This window comes from Micromonospora matsumotoense, assembly GCF_900091525.1.
Taxonomy (GTDB): Bacteria; Actinomycetota; Actinomycetes; order Mycobacteriales; family Micromonosporaceae; genus Micromonospora; species Micromonospora matsumotoensis.
This window is the reverse complement of sequence record NZ_FMCU01000007.1, coordinates 62,560-79,140: the sequence shown is the minus strand read 5'-3', so window position 1 is coordinate 79,140 and position 16,581 is coordinate 62,560. Positions and strand designations below refer to the sequence as shown.

The following is a 16,581-nucleotide window of genomic DNA, read 5'->3' as shown; positions in this document are numbered from 1 at the left end:
GTCGGCGCGGGAGATCGTAGGATCGGCGGTGTGACTGGGGCGGAGCGGCACCTCGACGGCGATACGGACCACGGCCTGGCGGACGGGCTCGACCGGCTCTGGACCCCGCACCGGATGACCTACATCTCCGGCGAGGACCGGCCCGAGGGTGGCTACGAGGAGCCCGCGGGCTGCCCGTTCTGCCTGGCCCCCGGGTTGCCGCCCGGCCGGAGCCTGGTGGTCGCCCGGGGCGCGCACGTCTTCGCGGTGCTCAACCTCTACCCGTACAACCCGGGGCACCTGTTGGTCTGCCCCTACCGGCACGTGGCCGACTACACCGCCCTCGACCAGGCCGAGACGGTGGAGCTGGCGGCGTTCACCCAGACCGCGATGCGGGTGGTCCGGCAGGTCAGCAGCGCGCACGGGTTCAACCTGGGGATGAACCAGGGCGGGGTGGCCGGTGCCGGCATCGCCGCCCACCTGCACCAGCACGTGGTGCCCCGGTGGGGTGGGGACATGAACTTCATGCCGGTGATCGGCCGGACGAAGGTGCTGCCGCAACTGCTCTTCGACACCCGCGAGCTGCTCGCCCGCGCCTGGCCGTCCTGACCGGCGGGCCGGGTCCGGCGCACCGGGCGTGACCGGCCCGCGCCGGGCCGGACCCGGTGGGCCGGTGCGGCGGCTCCTAGGATGTGATCATGGCGTTGCTGCACCGGGCGGAGATCCGCCCCACGAAACTCGCGCTCCTGGCCGCCTGGCTGCCCGGCCGGCGGTGGTATTCGGGGCCCGCCGACGGCGAGCCGGTCCTGGTGGCCGCCTACCGGTTCGACGACCCCGCCGGCGAGGTGGGCATCGAGACGATGCTGGTACGCGTCGACGCCGGGCCGGTCCACCAGGTGCCGCTGACCTACCGGGGCGCACCGCTGGCCGACGCCGACGAGTGGCTGGTCGGCACCACCCACCACTCGGTGCTCGGCCCCCGCTGGGTCTACGACGCCTGCGGCGACCCGGTGTACGCCGCCGCCCTGGCCACCGCGATCCTCGCCGGCACCGGTCAGGCGCAGGAGCACTTCGAGACCGACGGCGTACGGGAGACCCGCGAGCCGTCCATGACGGTGGCCACCACCGGCAGCGGGGTCGCCCCCGTCGTCGGCGGGCTACGCCAGGTGCGCGACGGCGACCCGACCCGCATCGGCACCGACACCGTCGACCTGGTCGTCGCCCGCCGGCTGCCCGGCGACGGATCGGTCGGTGGACTGCCCGACGACGGGCCGGCAGCCGCCACCCTGACCGGCCGCTGGCCGGGGCAGTCGACCCCGATGCCGCTGGCCCGCGTCCTGCCCCGCTGACCACCCGGCGGGGCCCCGGTACCACGGGGTGGGCCGGGCGGGTCGCCGTCGGCCGGTGTCCGCGCCGCCACCCGCCGTGCCGGTGGTGTCGCTTGTGGTCGATCGGGCACGATGCGTCAGCTTCGTCTCCCCGCGCGCTCCGAAGGTGACACGATGCGGCGATGGCAGTGACGACACGGATGTTGGGTCGCAGCGGCATCGAGGTCAGCGCCCTCGGCATGGGCTGCTGGGCGATCGGTGGCCCCTGGGCCGAGGGCACCCAGCCGCTGGGCTGGGGCGCAGTCGACGACGAGGAGTCGGTGCGGGCCGTCCGCCGCGCGCTCGACCTCGGCGTGACCCTTTTCGACACCGCCGACACCTACGGCGCGGGGCACGGTGAACGGGTCCTCGGGCGGGCGCTGGCCGGCCGCCGGGACGAGGCGGTGATCGCCACCAAGTGGGGGTACACCTTCGACGAACGGTCCCGGCAGGCCACCGGCGAGGACGCCTCCCCGGCGTACCTGCGGCGGGCGGTCGTCGACTCGCTGCGCCGACTGGACACCGACCGGATCGACCTCTACCAACTGCACCTGGGCGACCTCCCGCTGCCCCGGGTCGAGGCGCTGGTCGACACCTGCGAGGAACTGGTCGCCGACGGCCTGGTCCGGGCGTACGGCTGGAGCACCGACCGGGCCGACCGGGCCGCCGGGTTCGCCCAGATGGCCCCGCACGCCACCGCGATCCAGCACAGCCTGTCGGTGCTCCGGGACGCCCCGGTGATGCTGGCCGCCTGCGACAAGCACGACCTGGCCAGCGTCAACCGGGGCCCGCTCGGAATGGGGCTGCTCACCGGCAAGTACACCACCGGCTCGACGCTGCCCCGCGACGACGTCCGGGGGGTGGCCCCGGGCTGGCTGGAGTGGTTCCGCAGTGGTCGACCGGCACCGGAGTGGCTGCGTCGGGTCACCGCCGTCCGGGGCGCGCTCACCGCCGACGGGCGGACCCTGGTCCAGGGTGCGCTGGGCTGGCTCTGGGCCCGCAGCGACCGGACGGTGCCGATCCCCGGCTGCCGTACCGTCGCCCAGGTCGAGGAGAACGCCGCCACGCTGCGCCTCGGTCCGCTCACCCCGGACCACTTCGCCGAGGTGGAACGGCAGCTCGCCGCCCTGCGGACGGCCGCACTCCGGGACGCCGACCGCCCCCACTGGCCGCTGCCCGCCGTCCCCGCCGCCCGCCCCTGACCGGCGTCCCCGGGGTCTGCGCGCCGCATGGTCGGCGTGCGGGCCCGGGGCGACCGGCGCTAGGGGCGGGCTGCCGTGAGCTGATCGGCCAGCGGGGTGGGCACGGGGTCGTAGTGGGCGAACTCGCGGCGGAAGGTGCCGGTGCCGGCGGTCAGGGCCCGCAACTCCACGGCATAGCGCAGCAGTTCCCGGGCAGGGACCTCGGCCCGGATCAGGGTGCGGCCCTCGGCGTCCGGGTCGGCCTCGGTGCCGAGCACCCGGCCCCGCCGGCCGGACAGGTCACCCAGCACCGCACCGACCGAGGAGTCGGCGACCCGGACCACCACCTCGTCCACCGGCTCCAGCAGCGTCGGACCGCCCCGCTCGGCGGCGTCGCGCAGGGCGAGCGCGCCGGCGGCCTGGAACGCGGCGTCGGAGGAGTCGACGCTGTGCGCCTTCCCGTCGACCAGGGTCACCCGCACGTCCACCACCGGCTGCCCGGCGATCAGCCCCTGCGCCAGCTGCGCCCGGACGCCCTTCTCCACCGACGGCACGTAGTGGTGCGGCACCGCACCGCCGACCACCCGGTCGACGAACTCGACGCCCGCACCCGGGGGCAGCGGCTCCACCTCGATGTCGCAGACGGCGTACTGGCCGTGCCCGCCGGACTGCTTCACGTGCCGGCCGTGCCCCGTGGCGGCCACCGCGAACGTCTCCCGCAGCGGCACCCGCACCGGCTCGGTGTCCAGCTCCACCCCGCCGACGCGGAGCCGGTCGAGCACCACGTCGGCGTGTGCCTCACCCATGCACCAGAGCACCAGCTGGTGGGTCTGCGGATCACGCACCAGCCGCAGCGTCGGGTCGCCGACGATCAACCGGCCCAGGTTGCGGGCCAGGGCGTCCTCGTCGGCCCGGCTCCGGGCCACGACCGCCACCGGCAGCAGCGGCTCCGGCATCTCCCAGGGCGCGATCAGCAGCGGCTCCGTCTTCGCCGAGACGGTGTCGCCGGTCGCCGCGCTCCCCGCTCTGGTGATGACGCAGATGTCGCCCGCGACGCAGGCGGACACCTCCCGCAGGCTCGCCCCGAGCGGGCGGTAGACGTGCCCGACCCGCTCGTCGGCGTCGTGGTCCGGGTGGCCGCGCCCGGCCATCCCGTGCCCGGACACGTGCACCGTCTGATCGGGGCGCAGCGTGCCGGAGAAGACCCGGACCAGGCTGACCCGGCCGAGGTGCCGGTCGACGGTGGTCCGGACCACCTCGGCGACCAACGGGCCGTCCGGGTCGCAGCTCAGCGGCGGCCGGGGGGAGCCGTCCACCCCGGTGACCGCCGGCACCTGGTGCTCCAGCGGCGACGGGAAGGCCGACACCAGGCTGTCGAGCAGCACGTCCAGCCCGACGCCGGTGGCCGCGCAGACCGGCGTCACCGGGTGGAAATGCCCCCGGGCGACCGCCTTCTCCAGGTCGGAGACCAGCACGTCGGTGTCGATCTCCTCGCCGTCGAGGTAGCGGTCCATCAGGGTCTCGTCCTCGCTCTCGGCGATGATCCCCTCGATCAGTTCGCCCCGGGACTCGGCGATGGCCGGCAGGTGCTGCGGGTCCGGCTCCCGGACGGCGGCGGGCAGCCCGGCCGAGTAGTCGTGGACCCGCCGGGTGATCAACGCGAGCAGCCCGGCGACCGACTCACCGTCGTCGCCGAGCATCGGCAGGTGCAGTGGGAGCACGTTGTCCCCGAAGACCCGCTGGCACAGCGCCACCGCCTCGTCGAAGTCGGCGCGCGGGTGGTCCAGCCGGGTGACCGCGACGGCGCGCGGGAGGTCGACGGCGGCGCACTCCTCCCACAGGGCGGCGGTGGCGGCGTCCATCCCGTCGACGGCGCCGACCACGAACAGGGCGGCGTCGGCGGCCCGCAGGCCGGCCCGCAGTTCACCGACGAAGTCGCCGTACCCGGGGGTGTCCAGGAGGTTGACCTTCACCCCGGCGTGCACCAGCGGGGCGCAGGCGAGGCCGACCGAGCGCTGCTGGCGTACCGCGGCGGGGTCGTGGTCGCAGACGGTGGTGCCGGCGGCGACGGTGCCGGCCCGGTCGATCGTGCCGGTGGCCGCGAGCAGCGCCTCGACCAGGGTGGTCTTGCCGACGCCGGAGTGCCCGACGAGCACCACGTTGCGTACCTGGTCGGGCGCGGTGACCACCGGCGCGTCGCCGGTGGCACCCTTCTCCTGGTTCTTCTGCGCCATCGCGGCGCACCTCCCTCAGCCGGTGGTGGGTGGCGACCGCCGCGCGCGACGGGAAGCGGCCCCGTCGGGTGCCGCGGCGATATCCTCCGGTGGCCCGGCGGTCGGCGAGCGGTCAACGGGCGAGGTGGTGAGCTGGCTCACCTTCCGCCCCGATCTCACACCCGCCGGAGGACCCGGCACAAGTCTCGTCGGGCGGGTCGGGCGACCGGCCGTACCGCCCGCCGTTGTCGGCCGTTATCGTGGGACCGCCATGGCGAAGATCTTCCAAGTGACGGCCCGCGCGGGGATGACCCGCGTCGTGGAGCCGGTCGCGCGCGGTCTGCTCCGCGCCGGCGTGTCCCCCAACGCGGTCACCGTGACCGGCACCGTCGGCGTGCTCGTCGGCGCGCTCGGTTTCGGCGCCCGCGGTCAACTGGTCGCCGGAGCGCTGATCGTGACGTTCTTCGCGCTGACCGACATGCTCGACGGGACGATGGCCCGGATGAGTGGCGGCTCGACCCGGTTCGGCGCGTTCCTCGACTCGTCGATGGACCGGGTCGCCGACAGCGCGGTCTTCGGGGCGGTCGCCTACTGGCTGGCCACCGAGGGCAACCACTCCGGGGTGGCCGCCGCGTTGATCTGCCTGGCCGCCGGCGGGCTGGTCTCCTACGTCAAGGCCCGCGCCGAGGGGCTGGGGATGACCGGCGACGTGGGCGTCGCCGAGCGCACCGAGCGACTGCTGATCGTCGGCGTCGGTGGGCTGCTCACCGGGCTCGGTGTCGGGCCCGCCCTGGAGATCGCCCTCTGGCTGCTCGCCGCCGTGTCGATCTTCACGGTCGGGCAGCGGGTGGCCCACGTGTACCGCCAGGCACAGCTGGTCGGCCGGGAGTGAATCTCACCGAACTCGGCTACGTCGCCGGCTGGCGGCTGGTCCGCGCGTTGCCCCGGCCCGTGGCCGCCGCCGCCTTCCGGGCGGGTGCCGACCGCGCCCACCGCACCCGCGGCAAGAGTGCCACCCGCCTGCGCGCCAACCTGCGCCGGGTGGTCGGCCCCGACCTGCCCGAGGCGGAGCTGGACGCACTGGTCAAGCAGAGTCTGCGGTCGTACGCCAGGTACTGGCTGGAGGCGTTCCGGCTGCCCTCGCTGAGCCGCCAGCAGATCCTCGACGGGTTCGACCTGGGCGGGTCGGACATGCTCGTCGCCGACGTGGCGGCCGGCCGGGGCGCGGTGGTGGCGTTGCCGCACGCCGGCAACTGGGACGCCGCCGGCGCCTGGGTGGCCGCCAGCGGCCTGCCGATCACCACGGTCGCCGAACGGCTCCAGTCGGAGGGCATCTACAAGCGGTTCCTCGCCTTCCGTCAGAGCCTCGGCATGGAGATCCTGCCCACCCACGGCGGTGCCCGGCCCGCCTTCGACGTGCTGGTGGAGCGGTTGGGCGCGGGCACTGTGGTGCCGCTGCTGGCCGACCGGGACCTGTCCGCCCGGGGCATCGAGGTGGACTTCTTCGGCGGCCGGACCCGGATGCCGGCCGGGCCCGCCCTGCTGGCCATCCGCACCGGCGCCCCGCTCTACGTTGCCTCGCTGTGGTACGAACCGGAGATGCCACGCGCGCAGTTGGAGGGCCCGTTGCCGGTGCCCGAACCGGACAGCGCACCGCTGGACGAGCGGGTCCGGGTGCTGACCCAGCGGATTGCCGACTGTCTGGCGACGGGCATCGCCCGTCATCCGCAAGACTGGCATATGGTGCAGCGGATGTGGCTGGACCAGCGGGGCTCCACCGACGGCGGGCCCACCGCGCCGCCACCCCCGGCCAGCGCCGGATCGGTCTGAGGGAGGGGGCGCCAGTGCGGATCGGCATCGTGTGCCCGTACTCCTTCGACGTCCCGGGTGGGGTGCAGAACCACGTCATGGACCTGGCCGAGGCGCTGCTCGGGCTGGGGCACGAGGTGAGCGTGCTGGCTCCCGCCGACGAGGAGTCGACACTGCCGCCGTACGTGGTCGCCGCCGGCCGGACGGTGCCGCTGCCGTACAACGGTTCGGTGGCCCGGATCGCCTTCGGGCCCTTCTACACGAACCGGGTGCGGCGCTGGATCACCCGGGGCGACTTCGACGTGCTGCACGTGCACGAGCCGCTGATCCCGAGCCTGTCGATGATGGCGGTGCTGTCGGCCCGGGGCCCGGTGGTGGCGACCTTCCACACCGCGCTGACCCGGTCCCGGATGCTGGCCGCCGCGCAGGGCGTCCTGCAGATCCTGCTGGAGCGGATCACCGCCCGGATCGCGGTCAGCGCGTTGGCCCGCAAGGTGCAGGTCGAGCACCTGGACGGTGGGGCGGTGGAGATCCCCAACGGGGTGGCGGTGGCGAAGTTCGCCGGGGTCGCGCCGCTGCCCGGCTGGCCGGGGGAGTGCACCACCGGCAGCGGCGGGACGCTGGGCTTCCTCGGCCGGTTCACCGAGGCCCGCAAGGGGTTCCCGATCCTGCGGGACGCCTTCGTCGCGCTGGCCCCGCACCGGCCCGGGTTACGGCTGCTGGTGGCCGGGCCGGGCGACCCGGACGACCTGTTCGGGCGGTTCCCGGCGGAGCTGCGCGACCGGGTGACGTTCCTCGGCCTGGTCTCCGAGGTCGACAAGGCCCGGATGCTGCGCAGCGTCGACCTCTACGTCGCCCCGAACACCGGCGGCGAGTCGTTCGGCATGATCCTCACCGAGGCGCTGGCGGCGGGTGCCACCGTGGTCGCCAGCGACCTGGACGCGTTCCGGCGGGTGCTCGACGGCGGGCGGGCCGGCCGGCTCTTCCCGACCGGTGATCCGGCCGGCCTGCGGACCGTCCTGGCCGAGCTGCTCGACGACCCGGCGCAGCGGGCCGCGTTGACCGCCTGCGGCGACCAGGTGGTGGCCCACTACGACTGGCCGGTGGTGGCCCGCCGGGTGGTGGAGGTCTACGCGGCGGCCATCGAGGCCACCGACGGTCGGGTCATCGACCAGGAGTGGGCGGGGCTGGGTGGTCCGAGGTGACCCCGACGATGCCGCAGCTGTGGGCGGTGTCGGTCGCCGCCGTCGTCGCCGCCCTGATCGTCGTCTACCTGGTCTGGACGGCCGGCCGGGTCGAGCGGTTGCAGACCCGGGCGGAGTCGGCGGCCCGCGCGCTCGACGCCCATCTGCTGCGCCGGGCCGCCGCTGCCGCGGTGCTGGCCGAGAAACACTACGGCGTGGAGCTGTACGCGGCGGCGCGGATCGCCCTGGACGCCCTCCCCGAGGAGCGTGAGGCGGCCGAGAACGACCTCACCCGGCAGTTGCGGGCGGTCCGGCTGGACCCGGCGGATTCCGCCTGCGGGGCGGTGATCGCGGCGAGCCGGCGGCTGGCCCTGTCCCGGCAGGTGCACACCGACCTGGTCCGGGACGCGCGCACCGCGCGGAGCCGTCCGCTGGTGCGGCTGTGCCGGATGGGCCGCCGCCACCCCTGGCCGCGGTACTTCGACATCGACGACCCCACCCTGGCCCTCCCCGCCGACGTCCCGACGGGCTGACCGGGGCTACTGACCGGCTGACCGGGCTACCGACCCGGCTGCGGCCCGGCGGCGTGCGGCCCGGGTCGCGGTGGCGGGCGGGGCCGGGCCGCCGGGCGGGCGCGGGCCGGGGTGGTGCGGCCCGGGGTGACGGGGGCCACAGGGCAGGCCACCGTGGGGCCGATTGGCTGTCGGAGCGGCGTCCGGGGCGTCATAGCATCAGCCGGAGTCAGCCCCTGAGCACGTCCGAGGAGTGATGGACCATGCCCGAAACGACCTCCCCGAACGCCGATGCCGCCCAGTCCCGGGGCACCGCCCGGGTGAAGCGCGGCATGGCCGAGATGCTCAAGGGTGGTGTGATCATGGACGTGGTCACCGCCGAGCAGGCCAGGATCGCCGAGGACGCCGGTGCGGTCGCCGTCATGGCGCTGGAGCGGGTGCCGGCGGACATCCGGGCCCAGGGTGGCGTGTCCCGGATGAGCGACCCGGACATGATCGACGGCATCATCGCGGCCGTCTCCATCCCGGTGATGGCCAAGGCCCGGATCGGTCACTTCGTCGAGGCGCAGGTCCTCCAGTCCCTCGGCGTCGACTACGTCGACGAGTCCGAGGTGCTGACCCCGGCCGACTACGCCCACCACATCGACAAGTGGGCGTTCACCGTCCCCTTCGTCTGTGGCGCGACCAACCTCGGTGAGGCGTTGCGCCGGATCACCGAGGGCGCTGCCATGATCCGCTCCAAGGGCGAGGCGGGCACCGGCGACGTCTCCAACGCCACCATGCACATGCGGAAGATCCGTCAGGAGATCGCCCGGCTCAGCTCCCTGCCGGCCGACGAGCTGTTCGTCGCGGCCAAGGAGTTGCAGGCCCCGTACGACCTGGTCAAGGAGGTTGCCGAGACGGGCCGGCTGCCGGTGGTGCTGTTCACCGCCGGGGGCATCGCCACCCCGGCCGACGCGGCGATGATGATGCAGCTCGGCGCGGAGGGGGTCTTCGTCGGCTCCGGCATCTTCAAGTCCGGCAACCCCGCCCAGCGGGCCGCCGCGATCGTCAAGGCCACCACCTTCCACGACGACCCGGACGTGCTGGCCAAGGTGTCCCGGGGTCTGGGTGAGGCGATGGTCGGCATCAACGTCGACGAGATCCCCCAGCCGCACCGGCTGGCCGAGCGCGGTTGGTGATCCCGGGGTCGCTGCCGCCGGGGCGGGAGGAGGGGACGTGGGTGGACCGGTGATCGGGGTGCTCGCGCTGCAGGGGGACGTCCGCGAGCATGTCGCCGCCCTGACCGGGGTCGGCGCGGACGTCCGTACGGTGCGTCGACCGGCCGAGCTGGACGCGGTCGACGGGCTGGTGATTCCGGGCGGGGAGTCCACCACCATGAGCAAGCTCGTGGACATCTTCGCGCTGCGCGCGCCGATCGACAAGCGGATCGCCGACGGGATGCCGGTCTACGGGTCCTGCGCCGGGATGATCATGTTGGCCACCGAGGTGCTGGACGGCCGCCCCGACCAGCGGGGCTTCGCCGGCATCGCGATGACCGTGCGACGTAACGCGTTCGGTCGGCAGGTCGACTCGTTCGAGGCCCCGGTGGAGATCACCGGGGTCGACGGCGGGCCGTTCCACGCCGTGTTCATCCGCGCCCCCTGGGTCGAGCGGGTCGACGCCGGTGTCGAGGTGTTGGGCCGGGTCACCGGTGGCCCGGCCGTCGACCGGATCGTCGCCGTCCGTCAGGGCAACCTGTTGGCGACCTCCTTCCATCCGGAGCTGACCGGCGACCTGCGTCTGCACCGCTACTTCGCCGACCTGGTCGAAGCCGCCCGCTGAGCCCGTACCGGGCGGGTTCCGCCTCCCCGGCAAAACGGGTCATTGGTGACGATTCCCCGGCGGGTCGGTGGTGGTGACGCGCCGGGTGTGACGGCGGGGTGGGTGCTCTCGGTAGGATTGCCGCGGTTCGGCGCGGGCACTGCCCGTCGCAGCCCTCCAGCGCGGCCGGTCCTGGCCCGGAGCCGGCGCGGCCAGCCGACGCGAGGCGTGAGTCAACAGACGGAGGTACGAGATGTCCGGCCACTCAAAATGGGCGACCACCAAGCACAAGAAGGCCGTCATCGACGCCAAGCGCGGCAAGATGTTCGCCAAGCTGATCAAGAACGTCGAGGTCGCGGCCCGGACCGGCGGCGGTGACCCGGCCGGCAACCCGACCCTCTTCGACGCCATCCAGAAGGCCAAGAAGAGCTCGGTCCCGAACGACAACATCGACCGCGCGGTCAAGCGCGGCTCCGGCCTGGAGGCCGGCGGCGCCGACTGGCAGACCATCATGTACGAGGGTTACGGCCCGAGCGGTGTGGCGATGCTGATCGAGTGCCTGACCGACAACCGCAACCGGGCCGCCACCGAGGTCCGCACGGCGTTGACCCGCAACGGCGGCTCGCTCGCCGACGCCGGCTCGGTGTCCTACATGTTCACCCGCAAGGGCGTGGTGATCGTCCCCAAGGCCGACACCACCGAGGACGACGTGATGATGGCGGTGCTCGACGCCGGCGCCGAGGAGGTCAACGACCTCGGTGAGGCATACGAGGTGGTCTCCGAGCCGACCGACCTGATCGCGGTCCGCACCGCCCTGCAGGAGTCCGGGATCGAGTACGAGTCGGCCGAGTCGGCCCTGATCCCCAGCGTCAACGTGCCGCTGGACGAGGACGGCGCGCGCAAGATCTTCAAGCTGATCGACGTCCTGGAGGACTGCGACGACGTGCAGAACGTCTACGCCAACTTCGACGTCTCCGACGACGTGATGGCGGCGGTGGACGCCTGACGGCCGTGCCGGCACACCGGTTCCCGCTGGGCGACGTGGTCGTCCGGCGGGAGATCCTGCGTGGTGAGGTCTGGTTCGGCTGCCCCACCATCTGCGTGGCGGACACCGACGAGCTGCTGGCGCTCTATCTGCCGCCGGGTGCCGAGTTCGGTTTCCCGGAGCGTGGCGTCTTTCCGTGCGGCCGGCACCCGTGGCAGACGGCGGGGCACACCGCCTGGTCCGGGCACGGCAAGCTGATGCTGCAAGGCCCCGGCGAGGCGCACTCGGTCGACGTCTTCTGGACCGGGCCGGACCGCACCTTCGCCGGTTGGTACTTCAACCTCCAGGACCCGCTGCGGCGTACCCCGATCGGGGTGGACACCCTCGACCACGAGCTGGACCTGTGGTGGGCGGCCGACGCCGACCGGTACGTCTTCAAGGACGTGGACCTGTTCGCCCAGCGCCTCGTCGAGGGGCGCTACCCGGGCATGGCGGAGGCGATCCGGGCCGAGGGGGACCGGATCGCCGCGCTGCTCGACGCGGGGCAGCGGTGGTGGGACGCGGGCTGGGCGCACTGGCGGCCGGAGCCGTCCTGGCCGGTGCCCCGCCTGCCGGCCGGCTGGGACGCGCTGCCCTGCTGACCTGCCGCCATGGTGCCGGCCGGTCGCGGTGGTGATCGAACTGACCGGTCCCGGTCCGACGCCCCCGTGAGCGCCGGACCGGGACCGGGGTTCAGGCGTCGACCCGGGTGGCGGAGCGACGCGCCTTCACCACGCTCTCGACGAAATCCCAGAGCGTGATCGCCGCGACGACCACGACCGTGACCCGGCTGGCGACGCCCAGCCCGTTGCCGTCACGCAGCCAGCCGAACCGGTCGACCAGGTCCGGGTTGAGCAGGCGGTCGGTGAGCACCAGCCAGATCAGCGGCACGGCGAAGGCCAGGTCGAGCAGGGCGTTGACCGCGACGAGCGGCCAGGTCCACCGCCCGGTGCGGTACTTGACCACCTCCAGCACCAGACCGGCCAGCAGGACGGCGGCCAGCACCGGCAGCCAGGACGTCCAGAGCGCGGGGTCGAGCAGCGGGATGCGCTGGCCATCGGTGTCCCGGACCCAGGACCGGAAGTGCTGCCAGGGCAGGAAGGCCAGGGTGAGCAGCACCATCGCCACCGAGGCGCAGGTGTCGGGGAGTCGGATGTCGCGTTCCACCGGTGTCTCCGGCAGTTTGTCGACGTCCCACTCGGGCAGCGTGAGCGAGGTGTTGGTGCGTTCCAGGATCGCGAAGCTCAGGGTCACCCAGAAGGTGATCTGCACGGCCGTCTGGAAGGCCACGCTGATGCCCGATCCGATGGCCCCGCCCGGGTTGTCGCCGACGGTCGCCTGGACCACTCCGACGATCACGCCGACCGCGCCGGGGATGGTGGTCAGCAGCCGGCGGAGCACCTGTTGCCAGACCAGGTAGTAGGTGGGGCCGATGAGCTGGAGCCGGCGGTCGGCGTACCGGGCGGCCAGGCGTTCCGGGTGGCCCAGCTCGGTGAGCACCTCGCGTTCGGCGGTGGCGCTGTCCTGTCCGCCGCCGACCCGGTCGTCGATCATGTCCTCGATGGCGGCCCGCAGCTCGGTGGCGATCTCCTCCCGCCGGGGTGCCGGCACCGCCCGCAGGGTGGCTGCGAGGTAGCGGTCGGTCAGGGTGTTCATCGGTCGGCTCCTTCGATCAGCCCGGTCACGGAGGTCTGTACGGCGGCGAGGTCGTCGAGCAGGCGGGCCAGGACCGTCTCCCCGTCGGCGCTGGTGCGGTAGAACTTGCGCGGCCGGCTCTCCTCGGTGTTCCACTCGCTGGTCAGCAGCCCCTGCTCCTCCAGCCGTCGGAGCAGGGGATAGAGGGTGTTGGCGTCGACCGGGAAGCCGTGCCCGGCGAGGCGTTGCAGCAGTGCGTAGCCGTAGCCGGGCTGGCGCAGGGCCAGCAGGCTGGCCACCACCACCGTGCCGCGACGCAGCTCCTGGAGATGGGTCCGCAGGACCTCCTCGCTGATCATGTCTCACACCATACTGTGTGTCACACACTAATGTCGAGCGAGACAGTAATGTGGGTAGCGCCACCATGCGGGCCGGGGCGTCGGGGAGAACCCCGACGCCCCGGCCCGGACCGGCGGTCAGCAGGAGCGGCCCTGCCGGAAGGTCCGCTCGACGTGGTCGGCCGGCCCGACCTGGAAGTAGCCCACGCCCGGCCGGATCGGGTGGCCGGTGAACAGCTCGACCCGGCTGCCGAACCGCACCAGGTAGGCCGTGGCGTCCCCGGCGTCGTTGTGGATCAGGGCACCCCGCGAGCCGTAGATCTGCGCCAGCTCGGCGAAGGACATGCCCACCGACGCCCCGGCCGGTGAGCGGGGCGGGGCGCCGGCGGTGCCCACCTCGACCAGCCGGCCGTCCCGGAAGGCCACCAGGATCACCCCGGCCCACTCGCCGGTGACCCCGGCCTGGACCACGCCGTCGCAGTCGACGACCGACCAGTCGATCAGCCCGGCCGAGGTGAGCCGGGTCAGCGACGCCCCGATCCGGAACGGCCCCGCCCCCCGGACGCTGAGCAGATCGGTGCTGCCGGCCGTACGGCCCGGCCGAAGGTCCACGGTGGAGCCGGACCGGACGCCGGGGTCGGAGCCCGGCCCGGCGGCCCCGGCCGGGCCGGCCGGGACGAGGGCGGCGAGGGCCAGCGCGCCGGTGAGCAGGATGGTGGGAAGACGATGCATGACGGCACTCCTTCGGTGGTACGGGTCTGTCGTTCTGTTGGTCTCCGCCCGGCCGCAATCCGTTCGTCGGCTTCCCGACTGCTCCCGGGTCTGACGGACGCCGGCACCCGTCGATGCCGGTTACCGTGCGGTGGGGGTGGGGCGATGAGCACTCCGGCGTGGATCGGGTCCTACCGGATCGAGCGGTTGCTCGGCGCGGGCTCCTTCGCGACCGTCTGGCTCGGCCACGACCCGGTCCTCGACTCCCGGGTGGCGATCAAGGTGCTGGCCGAGAACTGGAGCCACGACCTGCGGGTCCGGGAACGCTTCCGGGACGAGGCCCGGCTGCTGCGGCGACTCGACCACCCGCGGCTGGTCCGGGTGCACGCGGTCGGCGAACTCCCCGACGGCCGGCCGTACGCGGTGCTGGCCCTCGCCGACGGCGGCAGCCTGCGGGACCGGCTGGCCGCCGGGCCGCTGCCGGTGCCGGTGGCCCTGGCGTTGCTCGACGAGATCGCCGCCGGGGTGGCCGTGCTGCACCGGCAGCGGGTGGTGCACCGCGACCTCACCCCGGGCAACGTGCTCTTCGCCTCGACCGCCGAGGGCGAACGGGTGGTCATCGCCGATCTGGGCCTGGCCAAGGCGCTCGCCGCCGCGTCCGGGCTGACCGCCCGTGCCGGCACCCCGGGCTACATGGCTCCCGAGCAGGACGACCCGTTGGCCGTGGTGGACACCCGCAGCGACGTGTTCGGGCTGGGTCGGCTCGGCCTGCGGTTGTTGGGCGGCCCCGACCAGCGTGCGGCGGGGGTGCCCGGACCGGTGGCGGCGGTGCTGCGTCGGGCCACCGCTCCCCGCCCCCGCGACCGCTACCCCGACGCGGACGCCTTCCGGGCGGCGCTGCGCCGGGCCACCCGCCGGCCCGGCGACCCGGGCCCGGCGGGAGCACCGCCACCGGGGACCCGGTCCGCCGACAACGGTCCCCGCCCCGACCGGGTCGGCCGCGCCGCTCACCGTGACCACGCCGACCACGCCGGTCGGGCGGATCGGCTGGTGGCGGGGCCGTCGGGGTTCCGGCGGGGGGCGGCCCGCCGGCTCCGCCTGGTCGGGGCCGCTGCCCTGGCGCTCGTCGCGGTGGGGGTGACCGCCGGCGACGCGGGCGCCCCCGCGCCCGGTCCCGGACGGGGGCGCAGCGGGCCGGTGAGCGTCACCCTGCCGGCGGGCTGGCGGGCCGCCGGGACGGGCTGGGCCGGTCGGTACGACGCGCGGGGGCGGCTCGAACCGGCGCTGGTCGTCTCGCCCGACCCCGGTCGGTGGGCGACCGACCCGACGGTGCCCGGGGCCTTCGTCGGGCTCTCGGTCGGCCTGGCCCGGCGGACCACCCCGGCGGACTTCGTCGCGCAACGCCCGCATGCCGACTGCGTGGCGGTGCCCGTGCGTCGTACCCGACTGGCCGGCGTGGAGTGGGTGGTCGCCGGGTTCAGCTGCCCCGCGGGGCGTCCGGTGCTGGTCGAGGCGGCGGCCCGCGCCGGCCGGGACGGCCTGCTCTATGCGCAGATCGTCCCGCCTCCGGGCAGCGGGCCGGACTTCGTGGACACGCTGCTGGCCGGGGTGCGGATACGCCCGGCCGGCGGCTAGGCCACCACCACCACCGTGACCGGATATGTCTTGCCACCGTGTGGGATGGTCACCTGCACCGTGCCGGGGTGGACGAAGCGGATGTCCACCACCCCCGCCTCGTAGTGGCTGGAAACCAGGTCCTCCCGGTCCACTTCGACCTCGCCGGGCCCGATCCCCTGGATGCGGAGCACCCCGCCGACGCTCAGGCAGAGCGACTTCAGCAGGGCCAACTCGGTGTCGGCGACCACCAGGTCGTAGCGGACCGGGCCGAGACAGGCCTGCGGCCGGGGGCTCGTCGACGGCGGGCGGGTGCTGCCGGACGGGGTCCGACGCGGCGGCGCGGGGGTGTGCCGGGCCGACGGCGTGCTGACGGTGCCGACGACCGGCCCGGCCGAGGTGGGTGCCGCCGTGGTCGGGGCGGTCGGGGCGGTCGGGGTCGTGGGGGCGACCGTCGGGGTCGGCGACCGGACCGGGAGCGGAGCGACCGGGGTCGGTCCGCAGGCCGTCACGGGTACGAGCACCAGCAGGGTGATCAGTCGCCGGCCCCGCCGGGGGCGCTCACTCACCGGCCAGCCGTTGCCGGACCTGCCGGCGGGCCAGGTGGACCCGGGACTTCACGGTGCCCTCCGGCACGTCGAGCAGGGTGGCGATCTCCCGGTAGGGCAGGCCGAGCACGTCGCGCAGGGTCAGCGCCTCGGCGGCCTCGGGGCGGACCGCGTCCAACGCGTCGAGCAGGTCGAGCCGGGTGCCGGCGACCACGCTGGTGCGCCGGGGGTCGGGTGGGTCGGGCAGCGGCACCCCGCCGGCCTCGACCTGCCAGCGTCGACGCAGCGTCCGGTAGGTCGAGCGGGCCCGGTTGGCGGTGAGCCGGTAGAGCCAGGTGTGGAACGACGACCGGCCCTCGAACCGGCCGATGCCCCGGGCCACCGCGAGCAGGGCGTCCTGGCAGGCATCCTCGGCGTCCTCGCGGTGCGGCAGCAGCCGGCCGCAGAGCCGCAGCACCTCGGGGCGCACCGCTGTCAGCAGCGCGTCGAGCGCACCCGGCTCGCCCCGGGCGGCGGCGCCGGCCAGGTCGTCTATGTCGTTCGCGAGGAGCATTACCGGCTCCCTGTCCGCCGTGATGTGGTGCCGTAGAGGCTATGCCGCGGGACCGGACGGCGGGTTCCCGAGTCGGCCAGCCGACCGACGCGGCCGACCGACGTGGCCGC

General features: G+C 74.4%; 18 protein-coding genes. 12 read left to right on the top strand and 6 right to left on the bottom strand.

From position 1 onward, the window contains the following. The first annotated feature begins 30 nt into the window (after positions 1-30). The 3 genes from GA0070216_RS15960 (at position 31) to GA0070216_RS15950 (ending at position 2,548) form a co-directional block, all read left to right on the top strand. Entirely contained in the window at positions 31-588 is a 558-nt protein-coding gene (locus GA0070216_RS15960) for an HIT family protein (RefSeq protein WP_425413158.1), read from the top strand. 89 nt (positions 589-677) lie between these two features. After that, positions 678-1,328 carry a CG0192-related protein gene (locus GA0070216_RS15955; RefSeq protein WP_091246851.1) on the top strand — a complete coding sequence of 217 codons (651 nt, stop codon included), beginning with the start codon at positions 678-680 and terminating at the stop codon, positions 1,326-1,328. Between the two features lie 161 nt (positions 1,329-1,489). Beyond that, the gene (locus GA0070216_RS15950; RefSeq protein ID WP_091246434.1) at positions 1,490-2,548 is read left to right on the top strand and encodes an aldo/keto reductase; all 1,059 of its coding nucleotides are present in this window, start codon (positions 1,490-1,492) and stop codon (positions 2,546-2,548) included. Between the two features lie 59 nt (positions 2,549-2,607). Here the strand turns inward: GA0070216_RS15950 and GA0070216_RS15945 are convergent, their stop codons facing one another. Then, positions 2,608-4,761: an elongation factor G-like protein EF-G2 gene (locus GA0070216_RS15945; protein ID WP_091246432.1), complete on the bottom strand. Its 2,154-nt coding sequence runs from the start codon at positions 4,759-4,761 to the stop codon at positions 2,608-2,610. 250 nt (positions 4,762-5,011) lie between these two features. Here GA0070216_RS15945 and pgsA point away from each other — a divergent pair, with 250 nt between their 5' ends. From pgsA to GA0070216_RS15905, 8 genes are all read left to right on the top strand, one after another. Further along, positions 5,012-5,632, top strand: coding sequence for a phosphatidylinositol phosphate synthase (pgsA, locus tag GA0070216_RS15940; RefSeq protein ID WP_091246430.1), 621 nt, complete (start codon positions 5,012-5,014; stop codon positions 5,630-5,632). Next, entirely contained in the window at positions 5,629-6,570 is a 942-nt protein-coding gene (locus GA0070216_RS15935) for a phosphatidylinositol mannoside acyltransferase (RefSeq protein ID WP_091246428.1), read from the top strand. Before pgsA ends, GA0070216_RS15935 begins: the two co-directional genes overlap by 4 nt. Positions 6,571-6,584: 14 nt before the next feature. Then, complete coding sequence (locus GA0070216_RS15930) at positions 6,585-7,754, top strand: glycosyltransferase family 4 protein (protein WP_091246426.1); 1,170 nt, start codon at positions 6,585-6,587, stop codon at positions 7,752-7,754. A gap of 8 nt (positions 7,755-7,762) precedes the next feature. Next, entirely contained in the window at positions 7,763-8,266 is a 504-nt protein-coding gene (locus GA0070216_RS15925) for a hypothetical protein (RefSeq protein WP_091246848.1), read from the top strand. A 242-nt stretch (positions 8,267-8,508) separates the two neighbouring features. Then, complete coding sequence (pdxS, locus tag GA0070216_RS15920; RefSeq protein ID WP_091246422.1) at positions 8,509-9,426, top strand: pyridoxal 5'-phosphate synthase lyase subunit PdxS; 918 nt, start codon at positions 8,509-8,511, stop codon at positions 9,424-9,426. A gap of 37 nt (positions 9,427-9,463) precedes the next feature. Further along, positions 9,464-10,069 carry a pyridoxal 5'-phosphate synthase glutaminase subunit PdxT gene (gene pdxT / locus GA0070216_RS15915; RefSeq protein WP_091246420.1) on the top strand — a complete coding sequence of 202 codons (606 nt, stop codon included), beginning with the start codon at positions 9,464-9,466 and terminating at the stop codon, positions 10,067-10,069. A 232-nt stretch (positions 10,070-10,301) separates the two neighbouring features. Next, positions 10,302-11,054, top strand: coding sequence for a YebC/PmpR family DNA-binding transcriptional regulator (locus GA0070216_RS15910; protein WP_091246418.1), 753 nt, complete (start codon positions 10,302-10,304; stop codon positions 11,052-11,054). A 5-nt stretch (positions 11,055-11,059) separates the two neighbouring features. Continuing rightward, entirely contained in the window at positions 11,060-11,674 is a 615-nt protein-coding gene (locus tag GA0070216_RS15905) for a ribonuclease FAU-1 family protein (RefSeq protein WP_245722532.1), read from the top strand. A gap of 91 nt (positions 11,675-11,765) precedes the next feature. On the opposite strand, the gene GA0070216_RS15900 is transcribed toward GA0070216_RS15905, so the two are convergent. The 3 genes from GA0070216_RS15900 to GA0070216_RS15890 form a co-directional block, all read right to left on the bottom strand. Beyond that, positions 11,766-12,728 carry a permease prefix domain 1-containing protein gene (locus GA0070216_RS15900; protein ID WP_091246415.1) on the bottom strand — a complete coding sequence of 321 codons (963 nt, stop codon included), beginning with the start codon at positions 12,726-12,728 and terminating at the stop codon, positions 11,766-11,768. Continuing rightward, on the bottom strand, positions 12,725-13,066 hold the full coding sequence (locus GA0070216_RS15895) for a PadR family transcriptional regulator (protein ID WP_091246413.1): 342 nt from the start codon (positions 13,064-13,066) through the stop codon (positions 12,725-12,727). The genes GA0070216_RS15900 and GA0070216_RS15895 overlap by 4 nt, the downstream gene beginning before the upstream one ends. 117 nt (positions 13,067-13,183) lie before the next feature. Further along, entirely contained in the window at positions 13,184-13,777 is a 594-nt protein-coding gene (locus GA0070216_RS15890) for a hypothetical protein (RefSeq protein ID WP_091246410.1), read from the bottom strand. Between the two features lie 144 nt (positions 13,778-13,921). Here GA0070216_RS15890 and GA0070216_RS15885 point away from each other — a divergent pair, with 144 nt between their 5' ends. Continuing rightward, positions 13,922-15,391 (top strand): serine/threonine-protein kinase, encoded by a 1,470-nt coding sequence (locus tag GA0070216_RS15885; RefSeq protein ID WP_091246408.1) that lies wholly within the window; start codon positions 13,922-13,924, stop codon positions 15,389-15,391. Here the strand turns inward: GA0070216_RS15885 and GA0070216_RS15880 are convergent. Both GA0070216_RS15880 and GA0070216_RS15875 read right to left on the bottom strand, forming a co-directional pair. After that, the gene (locus tag GA0070216_RS15880; RefSeq protein ID WP_091246406.1) at positions 15,388-15,939 is read right to left on the bottom strand and encodes a hypothetical protein; all 552 of its coding nucleotides are present in this window, start codon (positions 15,937-15,939) and stop codon (positions 15,388-15,390) included. The genes GA0070216_RS15885 and GA0070216_RS15880 overlap by 4 nt on opposite strands. Further along, complete coding sequence (locus GA0070216_RS15875) at positions 15,932-16,471, bottom strand: RNA polymerase sigma factor (protein WP_091246403.1); 540 nt, start codon at positions 16,469-16,471, stop codon at positions 15,932-15,934. Before GA0070216_RS15875 ends, GA0070216_RS15880 begins: the two co-directional genes overlap by 8 nt. Between the last annotated feature and the right edge of the window lie 110 nt (positions 16,472-16,581).

Bases quoted from the DNA above. Each gene is read 5' to 3' on its own strand.
- GA0070216_RS15895 (WP_091246413.1), bottom strand. From the start codon at position 13,066: ATGATCAGCGAGGAGGTCCTGCGGACCCATCTCCAGGAGCTGCGTCGC.
- GA0070216_RS15925 (WP_091246848.1), top strand. From the start codon at position 7,763: ATGCCGCAGCTGTGGGCGGTGTCGGTCGCCGCCGTCGTCGCCGCCCTG.
- pgsA (WP_091246430.1), top strand. From the start codon at position 5,012: ATGGCGAAGATCTTCCAAGTGACGGCCCGCGCGGGGATGACCCGCGTC.
- pdxS (WP_091246422.1), top strand. From the start codon at position 8,509: ATGCCCGAAACGACCTCCCCGAACGCCGATGCCGCCCAGTCCCGGGGC.
- GA0070216_RS15900 (WP_091246415.1), bottom strand. From the start codon at position 12,728: ATGAACACCCTGACCGACCGCTACCTCGCAGCCACCCTGCGGGCGGTG.
- GA0070216_RS15945 (WP_091246432.1), bottom strand. From the start codon at position 4,761: ATGGCGCAGAAGAACCAGGAGAAGGGTGCCACCGGCGACGCGCCGGTG.
- GA0070216_RS15910 (WP_091246418.1), top strand. From the start codon at position 10,302: ATGTCCGGCCACTCAAAATGGGCGACCACCAAGCACAAGAAGGCCGTC.
- GA0070216_RS15950 (WP_091246434.1), top strand. From the start codon at position 1,490: ATGGCAGTGACGACACGGATGTTGGGTCGCAGCGGCATCGAGGTCAGC.
- GA0070216_RS15875 (WP_091246403.1), bottom strand. From the start codon at position 16,471: ATGCTCCTCGCGAACGACATAGACGACCTGGCCGGCGCCGCCGCCCGG.
- GA0070216_RS15955 (WP_091246851.1), top strand. From the start codon at position 678: ATGGCGTTGCTGCACCGGGCGGAGATCCGCCCCACGAAACTCGCGCTC.
- GA0070216_RS15885 (WP_091246408.1), top strand. From the start codon at position 13,922: ATGAGCACTCCGGCGTGGATCGGGTCCTACCGGATCGAGCGGTTGCTC.
- GA0070216_RS15890 (WP_091246410.1), bottom strand. From the start codon at position 13,777: ATGCATCGTCTTCCCACCATCCTGCTCACCGGCGCGCTGGCCCTCGCC.